At 40.0% G+C, this 16,852-nt stretch carries 12 protein-coding genes and 2 pseudogenes; 7 read left to right on the top strand and 7 right to left on the bottom strand.

Annotated elements, in window-relative coordinates; genetic code table 11:
• Nucleotides 1–36: 36 nt before the first annotated feature.
• Both V7K45_RS20040 and V7K45_RS20035 read right to left on the bottom strand, forming a co-directional pair.
• Nucleotides 37–1,041, bottom strand: a complete 1,005-nt coding sequence (locus V7K45_RS20040) for a hypothetical protein (RefSeq protein ID WP_335006456.1) — start codon at nucleotides 1,039–1,041, stop codon at nucleotides 37–39.
• 219 nt (nucleotides 1,042–1,260) lie between these two features.
• Nucleotides 1,261–3,081 carry an N-acyl-D-amino-acid deacylase family protein gene (locus tag V7K45_RS20035; protein WP_335006454.1) on the bottom strand — a complete coding sequence of 607 codons (1,821 nt, stop codon included), beginning with the start codon at nucleotides 3,079–3,081 and terminating at the stop codon, nucleotides 1,261–1,263.
• Between the two features lie 147 nt (nucleotides 3,082–3,228).
• Here V7K45_RS20035 and V7K45_RS20030 point away from each other — a divergent pair.
• The 3 genes and pseudogenes from V7K45_RS20030 to V7K45_RS20015 all read left to right on the top strand — a co-directional run.
• Nucleotides 3,229–3,444 (top strand): annotated as a pseudogene (locus V7K45_RS20030) (IS701 family transposase); the annotation flags it as partial.
• A gap of 268 nt (nucleotides 3,445–3,712) precedes the next feature.
• The gene (locus tag V7K45_RS20025) at nucleotides 3,713–4,162 is read left to right on the top strand and encodes an orange carotenoid protein N-terminal domain-containing protein (RefSeq protein ID WP_335006452.1); all 450 of its coding nucleotides are present in this window, start codon (nucleotides 3,713–3,715) and stop codon (nucleotides 4,160–4,162) included.
• A 321-nt stretch (nucleotides 4,163–4,483) separates the two neighbouring features.
• A pseudogene (locus tag V7K45_RS20015) lies at nucleotides 4,484–4,702 on the top strand (coproporphyrinogen III oxidase); the annotation flags it as partial.
• Nucleotides 4,703–5,207: 505 nt separating this feature from the next.
• On the opposite strand, the gene V7K45_RS20010 reads toward V7K45_RS20015, so the two are convergent.
• From V7K45_RS20010 to V7K45_RS19990, 5 genes are all read right to left on the bottom strand, one after another.
• Nucleotides 5,208–6,878 carry a lipase/acyltransferase domain-containing protein gene (locus V7K45_RS20010; RefSeq protein ID WP_335006450.1) on the bottom strand — a complete coding sequence of 557 codons (1,671 nt, stop codon included), beginning with the start codon at nucleotides 6,876–6,878 and terminating at the stop codon, nucleotides 5,208–5,210.
• 820 nt (nucleotides 6,879–7,698) lie between these two features.
• Nucleotides 7,699–8,004, bottom strand: coding sequence for a hypothetical protein (locus V7K45_RS20005; protein WP_335006448.1), 306 nt, complete (start codon nucleotides 8,002–8,004; stop codon nucleotides 7,699–7,701).
• A gap of 287 nt (nucleotides 8,005–8,291) precedes the next feature.
• Nucleotides 8,292–10,511, bottom strand: a complete 2,220-nt coding sequence (locus V7K45_RS20000) for a CHASE2 domain-containing protein (RefSeq protein ID WP_335006446.1) — start codon at nucleotides 10,509–10,511, stop codon at nucleotides 8,292–8,294.
• 102 nt (nucleotides 10,512–10,613) lie between these two features.
• Nucleotides 10,614–11,363, bottom strand: coding sequence for a DUF928 domain-containing protein (locus tag V7K45_RS19995; protein WP_335006444.1), 750 nt, complete (start codon nucleotides 11,361–11,363; stop codon nucleotides 10,614–10,616).
• Nucleotides 11,364–11,651: 288 nt separating this feature from the next.
• Entirely contained in the window at nucleotides 11,652–12,329 is a 678-nt protein-coding gene (locus V7K45_RS19990) for a Mo-dependent nitrogenase C-terminal domain-containing protein (protein ID WP_335006442.1), read from the bottom strand.
• Nucleotides 12,330–12,715: 386 nt separating this feature from the next.
• Between V7K45_RS19990 and V7K45_RS19985 the strand changes: the two genes are divergently transcribed.
• The 4 genes from V7K45_RS19985 to V7K45_RS19970 all read left to right on the top strand — a co-directional run bounded on the left by V7K45_RS19985 (nucleotide 12,716) and on the right by V7K45_RS19970 (nucleotide 16,586).
• Entirely contained in the window at nucleotides 12,716–13,816 is a 1,101-nt protein-coding gene (locus V7K45_RS19985) for a glutamate-cysteine ligase family protein (protein ID WP_335006440.1), read from the top strand.
• Between the two features lie 534 nt (nucleotides 13,817–14,350).
• The gene (locus V7K45_RS19980) at nucleotides 14,351–14,707 is read left to right on the top strand and encodes a hypothetical protein (RefSeq protein ID WP_335006438.1); all 357 of its coding nucleotides are present in this window, start codon (nucleotides 14,351–14,353) and stop codon (nucleotides 14,705–14,707) included.
• 249 nt (nucleotides 14,708–14,956) lie between these two features.
• Entirely contained in the window at nucleotides 14,957–15,496 is a 540-nt protein-coding gene (locus V7K45_RS19975) for a Dps family protein (protein ID WP_335006436.1), read from the top strand.
• Between the two features lie 322 nt (nucleotides 15,497–15,818).
• Nucleotides 15,819–16,586, top strand: a complete 768-nt coding sequence (locus V7K45_RS19970) for a ChaB family protein (protein ID WP_335006434.1) — start codon at nucleotides 15,819–15,821, stop codon at nucleotides 16,584–16,586.
• Nucleotides 16,587–16,852 lie beyond the last annotated feature (266 nt).

Genomic DNA, 16,852 nt, shown 5'->3' with positions numbered 1-16,852 from the left:
TTGGTTTAGTGCTTTAGATCGCGCAATGTGTGAAAATCACTGTTCACCAGCAGCAGTAATCCTTAGTTTTATAGAATACTTCGGTGGCGCAACTTCTAGTTCATTTATAATGTCTGTTTTTCTACCAGAATAAAGGAATTTGATAAACTCTTCACATGAGCAACCCACTCCCCTCATCATGAGATCAAAGACGAAGAAGTAAGACAGCGAACTCTCATAAACATTTATAGAATCAACGAGTGAGCCTAACGTGAACTCATACAGAGTTTGCTTTGTCCTACTAGCTTTAGCTGCTTTTGTAGCAAGCATATGTATATTCTCTATAGACGTAAAAAGACATCCCAAATTAAGGATTGAAGATTGCTCTCCCTCAATAAGCTCTCTATATCTTTGCAAACCAATAGTAAAGTCAAAGATTGACTTTGCATCTAACTTCATCTGTCGGTGTAATATTTTTTGTTGTTCATGCTTTGGAATTGCTTCTAGGGAGGGGTTATACATTAAGTATTTTATGCACTCATCGCCACATCCTTTGTCTATATATAACTTATTCAAATCCTCAAGGCGATTATGCTGTACTCGATCGAAAGACTTATAAGCTGAAGTTAGATTATAGTCAGAGTTACTAGCTGGAAATAATTTCTTAGCTTGAAGCAAGATACCATTACTAAAACTATTATTAGGTTCAATATTGTCTCTATACTCGACAACAATACCAATAGCTGACTGAGTTATATCATGCTCCTGGCGCTTATTGTAATCAGTTGTTGATATAGAAACATCAGCATGTAAAAGACCCCCGTTTTTCTTAAGATCATTATTCAAATCCAACAGACTATAAGGAAGTTGATGTAACTGTGAGCCACGTTCATCAAGTAATTCACATAAAATTGAAGTTATATGTTCTTCATTCGGTAGAAAACCAAATAAAAACCTCTTTGCTAGGAGTGAGTCTATACCCTTAAAGTATTTTGAAAAGCATTGTGCTTCATAAGGACCAAGAACTGGAATTTTAGGTGATTGTATTGAAGCTGAATTCATAGATACACTGCGATTAAACGATATAATTTATACCTTAATAGTCATTATCAGCCACACAAATACCTTTACATTTAATACCGTTCGTAGCAGTGCGCTGACAATGAGAACATAGAATTTTTTCGTTTTCTGTTTCTTTATTTATGTTTATACTAATGTTTGCCTGTAGCTTGTTTTTGTCGATCTGGAGTTTTACATTCATAAGAATAAGCATGGAGGAATTTATTGCTGTTTAAATTTTACAAGCCATTGAGGAGTGATTGTCGGTACAACTCTCCGTGAGATACTTTTACAAGGAAACAAAACAGTTCCCAACTTTTCACGCCCCAAGCGATCGCTCACCTCACCCCCACAAACAACCCGAACCCCATTAATATAAACAGCTTGCACAATCTCATCCGAACCACGCTTAACCATCCGAGGTTCACCATCTAAAACTGGATCTGATATCTGCACTTGCGGGCTAATTGGCTGATTTAAAGCATTTGGATCGAGTAAAACTATATCTGCTTTTGCACCAACTTTCAGAACTCCCGTATCAAGACGAAACCAACCAGCAGGTTCTCCGGTAACGCGGCAAATCGCAGCTTCTGGTGAAAGGAACTTGGTTGCAACTGCTTGTTTGAGCAAAGACAAAGCTCCATCATAGTAGCCCAGGTTACGCACGTGAGCGCCAGCATCGGTAAAACCAGGTAAAATATGAGGATGCAGCATCATCGCTAAACGGGGTTTTAGGCGATCGTTCGCTCCTGTCGCCACCCAGCGTAAATCTGTATCGTATTTTTGTAATGCGTGGATAAATAAATCCACTGGTTCTTGTTGCTTTTGACGCGCAATTTCCGCAAAACTTAACCCTTGCCAACTTGCTTCGGGACAATGAATAACTTCCATCAAATCTAATTGGCGATGGAATGATTTACGCCGTTTACTGAGCCATTCTTGGCGAAACTGACGACGAAAAATTTCCGATGCCCATAATTGTTGCCTTTCCTCTGGTGACTGACAGCCATTGAGTTGTGCGCCTGTGGAGAATTCTTCAAATAAGGGAGTCACAGATCCATCAGAGTAAATGGTGAAAGGTTCGGTTAGGGTTTGAAAGCGCACATTACCATTTAGAAGCCGATTCCAAATAAATAGTAGCGGGGAAAATATTCGCCATAGGTTGCGATCGTGTACGGCATCTAAGGCTGAGAGGACTGTCAGCCGCAGTGGTTTTTGTCCAATCCCTGAACCCATCCGCAGAATATCCACAAAGGAAGCGAGTCTTTGTAAATTGGGTGTGACTTGAAAAACGCGATCGCACCGCCGACACAAATCCGCTAACATTGCATATTCTTTAAATTTGGCGTGTTGAGAGGGAATTGTGCAGCCTTGCCATTCTCCACTCATCCGATGCCAGGGAAACATATCAATAGAAATGCCAATAAAGCCAGCATCTATTGCATCTCTGGCTATGCGCTGCATAAGTTTTAGTTCAAATTTTGTCGGCTGAACGGTTAAACTGCGTTCTAATCCCATCACATAAGCGCGTAAAGCACTGTGCCCAAACATTGGGGCAACATTGGGGCCAAGGGGTAACTGTTGCAAATGCTGTAAATATTCTGCTGGTGTCTGCCAGGAAACCGACTTTTGTAGCCATTTTGCAATCAGCCGATGGGAAAGTGTCTCTACTCTCTGAAAAATATCAGCCAAGATTTGGGGTTCTGCGATCGCAACAGACAAGCTACAGTTACCAATAACCACGCTAGTAACACCATGACGCACTGATTCGCTCAATCCTGGTGCAATTTCTAACTCTAAATCGTAGTGGGTATGAATATCTATAAATCCCGGTGTCACCCATAACCCAGAAGCATCAACCACTTCACGCGCTGGGGTAGTTAAGGAGGGTGCGAGGGTGACAATGCGGCCGTTTTGAATGCCGATATCTCTGCGAACAGGTGGAGAGCCTAAGCCATCGAAAATTAACCCGTTTTGAATCAGCAAATCTAACATGATTGTTTGTTTTCCTTTAACATCGCCTACGGTGGGCGGGTATGCCATCGCACTACAGGATGACGCAAATAGTCATTGATATATCTTGTACTACGTAGTCATTTAAGCGATTGTAGTCTCGCCACCAATCAAGACATTTTATCAATAACAGTATTTGCTGCAAATGTTGGTATGTTTCCAATGATGGTTCGTTGGTGGGATCATGGTAAAGGCTGGAAGAATATTTTGAACAATCTGCGTTTAATTATTCAACCTTTTGTTTTGTTTAACATTATATACACCTGGTTAACAGTCTTTCCTATTCCTCAACTGTCTAGTGGTTTTTCTAGACTTCAATCTATCGTTTATAGGCTAACTTCTCCAATTTTCATCTCCCTAGCTCACTCTGATTTCTATTTTTCTTCTGCCTAAAGTGACATAACAGGGATAATCGGGAACCCCTTCAAGCGATCGCTTAGAGTCACAGACGTTACTTAGGTTTCCTATACATCGAAGCAGGCATTTTTGTAACTAGCAACTTAAGTTATTTATATCTGTCTTATGTGGTGATCCTATCCCTACCCTAAGTAGGGTTATCCATCTCCATTTGTTCGTTAAGTTGTATGAAGTACTGAAAGCAAATGTTCTTCAGTAAGTAACTGAAGAAATCAGAATACCCTTAACTTAGTCGGAGTTTTTTATGACTTACACAATTGATGAAGCAACAAGACCAGCTTTAGAAACTTTTCAACGCTTTGATGTGGATACTCAGCTAGCCCTACTTTGGTTCGGTTATCTCGATCTTAAAGAGCAGCTACAACCAGCACCTCCTCCAAGCGTTGAAGCTCCTGCAAAAGCAGTGTTTGACAAATTCCTGGACTTGTCTAAAGAAGAGCAACTGCAAGCACAACGCGATATTATTAATGGTGCAGCTAACGATATCAGCCAAACCTATAATAGTCTAAGTCCCAATGCCAAATTAGACGTTTGGTTTCTGTTGGCACAAGGAATGGAAGATGGAAGCATAATTCAAGTGCCCTCCGACTATCAACTTCCTGGTGAAACGGATGAATTTGTCACATTAATCAAAAATCTGGAGTTTGAGCAACGGATTAATTTCATGTTGAGTGCTGTGGAAGCAATGGGTTAGTCAAGCCCAACAACTCTTAATATCTTTCTAGAATTAGAGATAACTGAAAGTAGCAAATTAAGCTACACCTGGCTGTTTTTGCTCTACTTTAATAGTCTTTAACTTAGAACTACCGCAGAGATGCTCATCTTTGCGGTAGTTTTGGTGCAATTTTAAGATAATATTGTCCAGAAGAATAACGCGTTTCAGTTGTAAATTGAAGGTAGTAATATGGATGTAGATGAAATTCTCAAACGTTATGCTGCTGGAGAAAAAAGCTTTCAGGGAGTAAATCTGCAAGAAGCAGAGCTAACAAATTTAAACCTCAGAGGAGTTAGCGTGCGATCGCAGCAATTCATGCAGAATTTACAGGATGAAATTTGCACAGCCTTAGAGCAACTTGATGGAGAAGCACGCTTTCAACAAGACTACTGGGAACGAGCAGAAGGTGGAGAAGGACGTACTCGTGTGATTCGAGAAGGGCGGGTGTTTGAACAGGGTGGCGTGAACTTTTCGGCCATTTGGGGAAATAGCCTACCGCCTGCAATTTTGGCTCAAAGACAGTTAAAAATCGTTCGGCGTTGCTGAATATGCCAAAAGGAGAAATTCAAAGCTGTTTTTGAGAAATAAAAAGCTGCTTTTGAGACAGTAAAAGCAGCTTTTGAGAAAGCAATTGCAGATTTTGTTGATTGAATTTAGTCAAAAGATGAAGTTTAGGTAAGTTATTGAAAGCATTCCTTATAATTTCGATACCTAAGTTAGGTTTTATCCTTGAACACAAGCTACGAATAAATACTTTTAACTTTTTTTAGTCCAGGATTAGTAAGCATAAAATTATACTTTAATATGAAAAAAAGAAAGGCGATCGCTCTTTGCCAAGAACCTGCGTAGGTGCAGCCCGTCATAGACATCGCCTTATGTGTCCACCTTCAATCAATAGACTTCTTGCATAAGTCGGGAAAAGGGGAAAGGGAAAGGTTCTGTATTGTCCCTTTCCCCTTTAACCTTTACCCTTTTCCCCCTCTTGCAAAAAGCACTTTTGCAAGAGGTCTAATCTTCTGAAAATTTATACGCTAACAGGTGTTGGTATTGTTTTTGATACCCCCAACAAACTGAAAATTCTTGCAATCACATCTGGGTGTCGTAAAATTGCGTTATGGCTAAAATCAATCCCTTTTTCTTTTAATTCTGGAGCTTCAGCCCCTTGAGGTTTAGCAAATGGATATGCAGTTATTGTTTGGTTTTGTACATCTGGGTTTGGCTGCCATGTCCTAAAGTATGCCAAACTTCCGTATGCAACTACTCCATCTCCTGAATTAGTGATTCCATCATCTGAGATCAGTTGTTGTGTTCTATCCGCTTTTTCTAATCTTACTCCGTTGATGACAACGAAGTTTCCGTCCTCCACAGGCTCTTCGGGTGTACCCAAATAACTCGCTACTTTGAGTTCTTCTCCTTCTTGATAGTAGTATGCTCCTACTGGTGACTCAAAACCAGTTGAATAAATGACATCAATGTTCTTGATGGGTGGGCTTTTCACCACTTTACTCCCGAATTCTCCATCACTGAAATTCGGATCTTGTTCATAATAATCCTTGATATATTTCAGCGTCGTACTTTCGGCTCCTCCAAGTTGTAATATGTTTTCGGTTGTTTCTGCTCTAAAGTCACCGGGAGCGATTGTCTGTGACTCACCAACACCTTCATTTCTGATAAACGAAAAATCTGTTGTGTTGAAATACTGGTACTGCGCTTTTGTTACTGGCAATAGCGAAGGAATGCTAGAAAAGGATTGTAATGCCTTTTTAATGCCCGATAAACTTGCTCCTCCTAAATTAAATCCATCATCTGTTGACAGCAGACGAATTGCTAGTGGCGCACCTATCCACGGTGGGCTAACTGCTATGTATCGTTCTATATGTTTATCTATCCAAGCTTGTCCTGCGGAGGGATCGTTTTTGATCCACTCCAAGAAATATTGCGTCACCCTATTTCCCATACTGTGGGCTATTATTACCACAGGTGTAGCTAGTTTAAGTGGGATTAAGCTGGGTTTGTATAATTCCTCTATAGTACTCTTGAGTTTAGAGAAATATTGATATCGCTGTTCCAAACCTGTTGGGCCTATTCGCCAATCATAAGGAAGGGCTACCAAATTTGCGGGCAACACAGCTGCTTCGCCTCGGTACTCATCAGTGTCTAATAACGCAGTTACTAATTCTGAAAAGTAATTCACTTTTTGCAAACCTGCGTACAATTCCTCCAATTTTTTACGATTATCTCCAAAAGAGATTGCTATCAATGCTTTTATATCGTTTAGCTCCTTTTGAGAAACAGCTAAATTTTTAATCCCCTGTATTCCATCTACAAATCGATTAAATTGAACGTCTGGATCATCTTCTGTTAGCGGCGGATTTTGGTCTGTTTCTACTTCTGGGGTTATGCCATTACTATCCTTCAATTTCAGGTTCTTTTTCCAATTCGTGACAACCGGATCTTCAGTAGGTTGATCTGCTTTTATAGCATATACTGGTGCATTAAGTCCGACTATATTTGATGGTGGATATTCCACATCTGTCTGTTCATCTACTTTCTGACTTTTTTGGCCTGCTGGTGGTGCCATATCTTGACCGACCCAAAGTTTACCGCCTGTCACACCTTCCTCTGACTGATTTTTCTTGTGTGTTTTTAGCCTCGATCCTGCTAGTCCTGGAATCAATATTACGGGATTAACCATTTGTCTTTTCCTTTCTTACTTGAATTTACACAGATTCAAACTTGAAAACTGATATGTTTCTTTTTGCTGTTGGAGAGAAATGCTATTTGATATTTGATGTATAGGGCTTTGAATTTTGTTCTTGACCAACTATGCCGACTAACTAATATCATGTCCGGTTGAAAACTTCTTATTAGAACTGACGCATAGATACAAAAATGCATAAATGCGTAGATATTTTAATAATCAGTCATTACCCGAACTTGATATGACAATAGTGACATTAAACTTCACTATCAATTAGATAACTATCAAGCTAACCAATTCCTATAACTTGGTCATTAACTTGATAAAACCATGATTTTACATAACTTGCAAGCAGATAAAAGATGAAAGAAGATTACTCAAACTTTAAGAAACTAAATAATAGGATCTGTAGTAGTTAGTTATAATTTTTACTTTCAAACTATGTAATAATTTTCATCTCATCTTCTGAATCTGCACAGCTTATTTTAGCCTGTAGACTATACCTAAAGGGTATACATAGTGTCTAGCGTGGTTACTATTTTTGCCAATCTATAAATTTAAGTAATTTTTTATACTAATATTTAAGAAGATATAAAAAATTAAGCAGACAGTTAAATAACTACATTAAGAGACAGTTAAGACAGTTAAGACAGTTAAGAGAATTAAAATAGTTAAAAAAATTAATAAAAGAAGAGATTAATTATTTTTACTTTCAACAGATAATATTTGATAAATCTTTAAAGCAGTAGTTGAAATAAAAATCCCTGCCACAGATAGTTGACAGGGATAGCAGTTTTGGGATACTGGTTGTCTATTAGCTAACAAAATCTTTATGGGCAGCGACAAGCATCTGAGCCTGCCTTAAAACGTTTCCGAATAAATAAAAAGGAATCTGCCAAGCTGCAACGGTAACTTCTTTGACTATATCTTGTACGCTAATTGCGATTAATTCATGCTCTGACGGCTCTCCCTCAACTGTACCAGACCAAGTAAAAGCTAATAAGAAATCATCGTCTCCAGGCAAGGATGCAATCAAACATTCTTCTGGTGTTGGTTCGCAAATAATTCCATAATCATTTGCAAGTTCTACTAATCTTTGAAATTTGTTTCCGTTTGTCATTTGTTCTTAGAATGTAATTGAATCTCAGTTTTAGAAGAAATCATATTTGTAACTCCAGAACTCAAGTGAGTTGCTTTATAGCAGAAATTACGAATTATTAATTATTCGTTGAAAATTATGAGTTATTGGAGTTAGATCGGGCTTAAGTCCAAAATCTTACCGCGATCGCTTGGTTGTATCAGCAACAATTGTTACTGTTTTAGAAAAAGCTAGACTACCTACTTTTTCGGTTTACCCTATTTCCATACACCTCCATTTGTGATCATTTCAAGATTGATGCCTTAATCTCACCCTAGCTGACGCAGTGCATTGAGAATTGCGATCGCTTTTGGGGGAACAGCTGTAAACCTAAGCAGAAAAAGATGCTCGTCAACATCAGACTGTTCGATTGCCTTGGCATAAATATCTTCGTCTATAGCCATTTCTGCCTCAATCAATAACTTGAGTTTGAGATTACTCAAGAGTTCTAAAGAATGTGGCGATCGCATCTGCGCTCCTTTTTCTGAGAGGCTAATCAATTCCCCCATAAATACTGTTCCTACTGCATGTTTCCCTTGCAAAATTGAGTATTTTACAGGTACTTTTTGAGTAAGAACGATCATTTCTTCATCATATTTAGGCAAGAATAAATTATATTTCCCACCAATGCCACGAATTTCACAAATTGTCACAGGATGTTTTATACCCTTGGGTTCTATTTGTATTTGTCCAGCAATTTGTAGGTCAATATTGGCATCTTTACAGGTATTTTCGGAAATTAAAATCTGTCCTCCCACTGTATAAGATTCAATTCGAGCAGCCAAATTAACATGACTGCCAACAACTGTATATTGAGCGCGTTTTTGAGAACCAACATTTCCCGCTACAGCCTCGCCTGTGTTAATCCCAATTCCCATTTCCAGAATTGGAAAATTCATTTGCTGATTTTGTTCATTCACTTGCTCCATTGCTAATTGCATGGCAATAGCACAGGCGATGGCTCGTTGAGAATCATCCTTGCGACTAATTGGCGCACCAAACACCACAAAAATACCATCACCCATAAACTCATTAATTGTGCCTTTATACTGGTTAATTACATCTGTCATTATTCCCAGATAAAGATTCAAAATCTTTACTACTTCTTCCGGGGGCAATTGTTCGGAAAAAGCTGAGAATCCTCTTAAATCAGATACGAGAACCGTAACTTTTCGGCGTTCTCCCCCTAGCTTTAACCCAGAAGGAGTTTCAAGGATATTGGCGACGATTTCATCAGTTAGATAGCGGCCGAGGGTTTTTCGCATCTCGGTAGCACTTTGGGCAATATACTGAGTGAGTGCGATCGCAGAACCTCCAAAAGCCAGCAATGAAGGTATAACGGGAATCCACCAACCAGCCCAAAACGCCAAAAAGCTGCCACCAATTAAACTCCCACTCGCAAGACAAACACTAAGAGTCATTAAGGTTTTCTGATTGCTACTATGGCGTTGCAGCCAACACAAGCTAGCACCAATAATTGACCAAATTAAAATTGATAGCCATTCTAGCGGCTCAGGTAAACACTTAATCAATGGACGGCCTTCCATCGCCGTACTTAAAATTTGACTAACCAAATTAGCATGAATTGTGACACCCGCCATTCGTTCTGGGTCAGTCAAGACATTACTGCTGTAAGGCGTATAGAATAGATCCTTCAAACTCTCAGCAGTAGCACCAATTAATACCACCTTGTCCCGCATTAAATCTCGTGGGATGAGATTCTCTTGCACTTCGGTAAGAGATACTTTAGTAAACTGCTGTATCCGTCCTCGGTAATTCAACAGCACTTGATAACTCCCAGCATCGGCTCGGACGTAACCTCCATCATTAGCTTCAAAAATCGGGAAAACACCCCGATTTAACTGCAAGTAATTAGAGTTAGTTGCCGATGGCTTGGCAGTAATACCTTCAGGTTTCAAGTACAACAATGCCAGTTTTAACCCAAAACTTTCCAGAATCTCGTCATTATTTAAATTTACGTACAATAATGCTCGTCGAATTTTGCCATCTCCATCTATGGGTAAATCATTCGACCCAACTTGATGAAGTTGTTTCAGTTCTGGAGATGAATCAACCGCCGAACTATCAATAGTATCAGAGACTTTTTGGACTCCAATCAAATTAGGAGTAGACTTAAACACCTTAAGTAAGTCTTGATGACCGGGATTTACAGGTAAATCACGATAAATATCTAAACCAATCGCTCTAGGTTTTTGCTGTTTGATTTTCTCTAACAAACTAGCAAGTTTTCCATCAGGCATAGGCCACTGTCCCTGCTTGCGGACATCTGCCTCATTAATCTCAACTATGACAATGCGGGTATCAGCCGACTCTCGTGGACGGAGGATAAAAAATTGATCTAGTGCTGCCAATTCCAACAATTGCAGTAACCCAGTTAAGCGTATTGCAATCACCAGGGCTGTAATATTGGGAACAGCAAGTAAAACACCCCGCCATTGCCAGATGTACGGTTTCAGCTTTGCCCACATAATATTTAGTGCTGAGTGCTGAGTGCTGAGTGCTGAGTTAGGAGTTTGGAGTTAGGAGTTTGGAGTTTTCCCGATGCCCAATACCCTTTTTTAATTTTGTGGTTAATTCTTAGATGTGCAACAATCAATCAATGGTTCGGAAGCGATCGCACTCAAACCTACAGACTTGAAAAATTGTTTCCAATCCAGCCTCGCTTTGAAATTATTCGGCTCAGTCCGGCGTAGCTGCACCAAACTAGTCAGCGCTTCATGCCAAATCCCAGCTTCTGCATAAATAGTGGGCAACTTGTACAAATTCGCCTTTGCTAACGCCTCTGACAAAGTTGCTCCTGGTTGAGTGCGTTCCACCCAACCATCTACAGTCGGATTTGCACTAGAGTCTTGATTATCACAAATAATTGTTAGATACCAATGATAAGTTTTACCTACAGCGAGTGCAGGGGCACTGTCAGGAAGTTTAAAGCTAATAATTCCCGATTGATTTGGAAGTGTAAAAGAGGCTTCATAAAATACGTTCTGGTCTTCAGTCAAGAGCAGAAACTTGGCTGTTTTGAGTTGAGATGGAGGTATATACCAGAAAAATGTTGGATGTTGAGCAAATGTCAGCCCTAATTTATCGGGAGGTATTAAGGGAGTTATTAATTGTTTACCTTTTAGGCAAGAGCTACCACGGGTAGAACCACCAGCACTTGTGGGAAGTTTTCCCCGTTGTGGTGGCTTAAATGTTTGACTAACTTGCCAAGTTTTATTGGGATGGTACGACTGAGCTTGTACTTGTGCTGTTAAAGCAGAAAGCAAATACAAAGGTAAGGAAAAGGGTACAAAATATAAAGATGGTTTCATCCATTTCATATTGATAATGCCTGAGTTCTAGATTAGTCAGGTGAATAAATCAAGTATTCCCAAAAGCAGAGTCAGATTTTTCACTCAATTACAGAACTATTTATTGGGCATTGGGAAGAGGCAAAGGGGCAGCACTTCTCTACGAGAGGCTGCGCCAACGGCTACGCTCAGTGGCCAAGGGGCAGAGGGGCAAGGGACTCATGTTAAAGGGGAAAAACCTTATATATCGAGCCTTCCAATCCTTTTCCCCTTACCCTTTTCCCTTTAACCAAGCAGTATTGCTCCCCTACTCCCTACTCAAATATATGGCGATACATCTTCACCGCATTTATCTGCTAAATAGGAGAGGGCACGAAAACGTAAGCCTACCAGTTGCTCATATAACGGGTTAATTTTACACATCGGTGGGATATGCACAATTTTGCGTCCAAATAGGGTGACATCTCGTTCAAAGGGACACTGGGCAGGAATCATTTTACACAAAAAGCGGGCTACTCTTGGGTCTTGGATATCTAGCCTATCGAGCCAGTCTTGCAGGGGTTGTAGGGCATTAATTTGACGCTTTGTCAGCCCAGGGCTGGCGATAGTGGGAGTAATTTGCTGTGGGTGTTCCAGAGTGTGGCGAAGCGCTTCCAGTAACTCTTCTGGCTGTTCCAAGGCTTGGCAGAACTGTTGCAGAACCTCATCTTCGCTGGGAGAATAAGTACCATCTGCGATCGCTACCATGATCGCTGTCCTTAAGAAATTTTCTGCGGCTGGTGTACCTTTACCCAACGCTGCGGCTAATTCCTCTGCGGTAATTACCTCTAGTGAATCGAATTTAATCTTAGGAGCTAATTCTTTTTCGGTGATGCTGGCAATTAATTCCTGTTCTTGCTCGTCAAAATTACCATCAGCCCAAGCAATAGTAAGCAGTCCACGCAACCAAGCGGCAATCTGTTCGTTGCTGTAGGGGGATTGAACGGTACTTGTCATAAACTCACGTCTCAAGCTTTCCTCAGTCACTACTACGCTACCCTACCCAGTGACTATGAAGATAGTAGAAGCAACACAGAAAAATAAATCAGAGAAGTTTTCAAATCGCAATAGTCGGTCTTAAGGTAAAATCCATTTGTACCATTATTGAGAATTTTTCTACTTAAAGTGAATTTGATTGGAGTCTCTCAAATATTCATCAGGTTCAAGACTGTAATTTGTGCTACAAAGTGATGGAGTTTTCTAAGTATGCGAACCTGCCAGCTAAATATCGCCGACGCTTTTCTCTAATAAATCGTTTACTGATGTTACTTGCTTCTTTATGGGATTGCGATCGCTTGGCATTAGTGAAATTAGGTTAACTCTCAAAAATTAAGGTATATATAATGTTTTTCTTTGGCATTGAACATGAAGTCGCGTTCTTGAACAATGAGGGAAAATTTGCTGATTTTTCCCACACAAAATTTGCTGATTTCAATCAAATTATTGCAAGGCTACCTACATACTCCAGTGACTATCCTCAACTCCGCGTTGGTGATGCGGGTATTAAAATGAAGAGATGGTACATTGAGGGATTTGAAAGATTTGCGGATTCTGATGAAGTCATAGACTGTCATGTTAAAGGTATTGAAATTAGAACAACTATTCATTCTAATATCCAAGGTGCTATTGCTGAATTATCAGAAAGTTTTGACTTGCTACGTCAGGTTGCGGCTGACTTTGGCTTATCACCAGTTTTGGTTAGTTTCAATCCCTACAATCCAGCTTTTGAACCTCAACCCCCATTAAACAATTATGAAATCAAACAGCTAGAAGCTTATCCTGACGAACAAACTGCTAATATTCACATGGTATCTTATGGGCCAGATTTAAATATTTCTGTGGCAGATTTGTCAACTGAAGATGCAATCGATATTGGCAGAAAGTTCACTTATTATAGTCCCTATATCGTTCCTTTTAGTTATAGTTCCCCTTTTTATAACGGAAGTTTATGGGATGGGCTATCGGTACGAACATTTATCAGAACTGGCAAAAGACCAGCTACTCTGGTTTTTGTTCCAAAAGAAGAACAACTGATTAATAGTATACCTGCCTTAACAAAAATCGCCCGCATTCCGGCGGAAGTGGGACGCATCGAATTTAAGGCTTGTGATAGTTGTGATGATTTTTCAATCTATGCGGCTTTGCTGATATTATTGAAAGGTTTGGTATTAGATGAAACCTTACCGGGTAGAGCAACTGTACCCGATGCAGCGTTACACCAACTTTCTGCAAAAGAAGCGTTTCAAAACGAATATATTTTTGAAAATGCGACAAAAGTCTTGCAAGCAGCCGAACTTGCTTTAGGAGATGACCCAGATATTCATTATTTAACGCCCTTAAAAGTGCTGCTGGGAAAGCGAAAAACAAGATCCCATGAATTAATAGAAATGTTCCATCACCTAAATTCGATAGAAGAGGTCATAAGGCAGACTTATCAAATTTAATAAAAGATTTATTTTCTCTTTTTATTAAAGGGGATTAAGGAGAGTCTTTACATAAATTGATACTTTACAAATGTCCGCTAAGGTGCATATTCTTTAATTTCTTTAATTTGATAAAGTCCAGCTAACTGAACATAAATAGTATAGCCATTAGCCTGACAAAACTAGATTAAGTCGATATACCTAGAGACTGATTTTATTATAACTAAAGATACAGTAAACTTCATTCTAGAGATTGATGCATACCCTAGCTTTTTCAAAGTAAAAGTGTAAACAGGGAACTGAAATGAAGGATTTCAATTACGAAATCTAATGATTTTGCTAAAGAATTAAGGTGGTATTTGCTTATTATCCCTTACTAATCCGATGCAGAAATCCAAAAAAATCTCTTCGTAAAGTTCGTTTTTCAAGAACTTCTAAATTGAAGCGGAGCTTGCCAATTTTATTATTGCTTAAAATTGCTAAGTAAGTAAAGGTATATGCTTCGCTCTTTCACTGAAAGTTCTGCGTTGTTAAAGCTGTTATTGAGGATTTCAAATGAAGATGATTAGTTCTGTTTTATCTATTTTCCGTCCAGTACGTTTTCTAGTAGTAGCTTTTACTTGTGCTCTAGTATTATTCTCAAATGCTTTTCCTGCTTTTGCAATCGATAGCTACCAAAGTAATCCCACCGAAGGTACTACACAACTGTTAGACATTCAGCGCAAAACTGACGAAGCCGCTAAAGAACCACCAGAAGGATTGAAAGAGACTCAAAAGGAGACTAACGAAGGACTCAATGAGGTTCAGGGAGCCGCTGATATTGACAAGCAGAAGCGTCCAGAAAATTCGCAGGGTGCTACCTCTGTAGAAGAAAAAGCAAAGAATTTCTTAGAAAAAGTTACAGGTAAGTAACAGAGTTAATACCTTGGTAATTTTTTGGTAGTAATGAGTGATTGCATGAAAGCAGTGACCCATTACTACTTTTTAATGTGGCGATCGCGACTTAAATTAAATATAAAAATATGTTCATCCCTATTAAGGTGTAAGTATAGCTATGGAATGTGATGATTAATCTAAACTCATAATGTTTCCTTTGGTTGATGTGGATTATGTGGAAAATTTGGCAAGTTAATAAATAAGTTTGCTTAGGGATGGAAAATAATGCGTGCGATAAACATTGGTTTGACAGACGAACAGCGTCAAGGTGTAATTAATCTGTTAAATCAAGATTTGGCAGATGCCTATTTACTGCTGGTGAAAACCAAAAAGTATCACTGGGATGTCGTTGGCCCTCAGTTCCGCTCTTTGCACCAGCTTTGGGAAGAACACTATGAAAAGCTGACTCTAAATATTGATGCTTTGGCAGAGCGGGTTCGTGCTTTGGGCGGTTATCCAGTTGGCACATTAGAGGGATTTCTCAAGCTTGCTACCCTCAAAGAACATGCTGGTAATGTGCCCACAGCAACAGGGATGGTAGCTAATTTAGTGGACGATCACGAGCAGGTTATTCGTAATTTGAGAGACCATGTAGATCAGTCTGGTGAAAAGTTCCACGATCAAGGAACTGCCGACTTTTTGACTGGACTACTCGAACAGCATGAAGAGATAGCTTGGATGCTGCGTTCATTTATTGAAGGCGAGGCAATAGATGCAGATGGCAGACAGCCAACAGCAGGGACTAAGACTCCCGTAGGTGTATAGCCATAACATCTGACTTCAGGACGGCTGCATGTGAAATCAGTTGAGGGAGGATCGATTCCTCCCTCAATTGATGTGAAAGAATCAATCTGGCTGGATTTACTCATTCACCCTGCCAATTTTGGAATTGAAAATTGGTTCATGCGCCAATCCCACTTAACGCCAGTCCGCTCAAGTGGGAAATTCCGCCCACGCGGCTGGCCCTTTTTATCCTGGGGAATCCGTCTAGCGCAGTGGCTCATCCTTATGGGTGCAGTCAATCTAACAATATAAAATTGATTGGTCATCTTCATTGCAAAAACAAGATAGTACAAGGAGTTTTTAAGTGTCAGAAGTATACAAAGCAGAACGTACTATTTCTGCTGTATTCAAAGAGCAGAAGCAAATTGATGATGTGATTCGACGTTTATTAGATAGGGGTGTGCCTAGAGATCATATTTCGGTCATGGGCAGAAACTTCCAGTCAGAAACGAGAATCGCTGGCTTCATTAGTAAAAAGGATGTGATTCTAGGAGGTTTGAGAACAGGAGCAGTTTTTGGTTCCTTGTTTGGTTCCTTTCTCAGCTTGCTTACGGGTGTAGGCGTACTGTTTATTCCCTTTGTCGGCCCAATTGTGGCAGCAGGGCCTATTGGTGCAGTGTTATTGGGGGCTGCTAGTGGAGCGATCGCAGGTAGTGCAGGTGCCGGTCTAGTATCGGTTCTAACCACTTTGGGAATGCCAGAAGATAAAGCGGCTATCTACCAAACTCGCTTACAAGCTGGCGAATTTTTCGTGATGGCAGAAGTTCCGAGCGATCGCGCTGGCGAATTTCAATTGCTGCTTGAAAGTGCTGGTGGCGAAGAAATTCACACAATTGAGAAAACTCTGGCTCGTTCTTGTTCTGGACAGTGCAACAGTCCAGCAGACTTGTCTCCTGAAGTTCGCGCTCATCTTTCTGATGAAGCTCAGAGTACATTCATTGAACGATATAATGCTGTACTCAAAGAAAGAAGTGACGAGTTCACAGCCGAACAAGCTGCTTGGGAGACTGTTCACCAACAATATGATGAAGATGAAAATGGTGTCTGGTCTAAAGCTAAGGTTAAAGCGTGAAGAAGGCAGAAGGCAGAAGGGATACAATCTGGTAGTGGCTTTTCTACAAGACGCACAAGAAACAGGCCGCCACCATACATATTACAGTCCATCAATGGCAGAGATTTGGTGTTCTTGACTTAGACCCTTGCTAAGGACAGTATTAGTCTTGCAATAACTGCCTTCTGCCTCTCTTGTTAAACTACTGTGCAAGACTAGATATCAGGGATTTATAACAAATAAATTATCCAATATTGTGGGGTGGGCTTTGTGGCTTACCCCACAAA

The sequence above is a fragment of the Nostoc sp. genome (assembly GCF_036917375.1).
Taxonomy (GTDB): domain Bacteria; phylum Cyanobacteriota; class Cyanobacteriia; order Cyanobacteriales; family Nostocaceae; genus Nostoc.
The sequence above is the reverse complement of the archived record's forward strand: the minus strand, read 5'-3'. Positions and strand labels throughout refer to the sequence as shown.

Bases quoted from the DNA above. Each gene is read 5' to 3' on its own strand.
- V7K45_RS20040 (WP_335006456.1), bottom strand. From the start codon at position 1,041: ATGAATTCAGCTTCAATACAATCACCTAAAATTCCAGTTCTTGGTCCT.
- V7K45_RS20035 (WP_335006454.1), bottom strand. From the start codon at position 3,081: ATGGCATACCCGCCCACCGTAGGCGATGTTAAAGGAAAACAAACAATC.
- V7K45_RS20025 (WP_335006452.1), top strand. From the start codon at position 3,713: ATGACTTACACAATTGATGAAGCAACAAGACCAGCTTTAGAAACTTTT.
- V7K45_RS20010 (WP_335006450.1), bottom strand. From the start codon at position 6,878: ATGGTTAATCCCGTAATATTGATTCCAGGACTAGCAGGATCGAGGCTA.
- V7K45_RS20005 (WP_335006448.1), bottom strand. From the start codon at position 8,004: ATGACAAACGGAAACAAATTTCAAAGATTAGTAGAACTTGCAAATGAT.
- V7K45_RS20000 (WP_335006446.1), bottom strand. From the start codon at position 10,511: ATGTGGGCAAAGCTGAAACCGTACATCTGGCAATGGCGGGGTGTTTTA.
- V7K45_RS19995 (WP_335006444.1), bottom strand. From the start codon at position 11,363: ATGAAATGGATGAAACCATCTTTATATTTTGTACCCTTTTCCTTACCT.
- V7K45_RS19990 (WP_335006442.1), bottom strand. From the start codon at position 12,329: ATGACAAGTACCGTTCAATCCCCCTACAGCAACGAACAGATTGCCGCT.
- V7K45_RS19985 (WP_335006440.1), top strand. From the start codon at position 12,716: ATGTTTTTCTTTGGCATTGAACATGAAGTCGCGTTCTTGAACAATGAG.
- V7K45_RS19980 (WP_335006438.1), top strand. From the start codon at position 14,351: ATGAAGATGATTAGTTCTGTTTTATCTATTTTCCGTCCAGTACGTTTT.
- V7K45_RS19975 (WP_335006436.1), top strand. From the start codon at position 14,957: ATGCGTGCGATAAACATTGGTTTGACAGACGAACAGCGTCAAGGTGTA.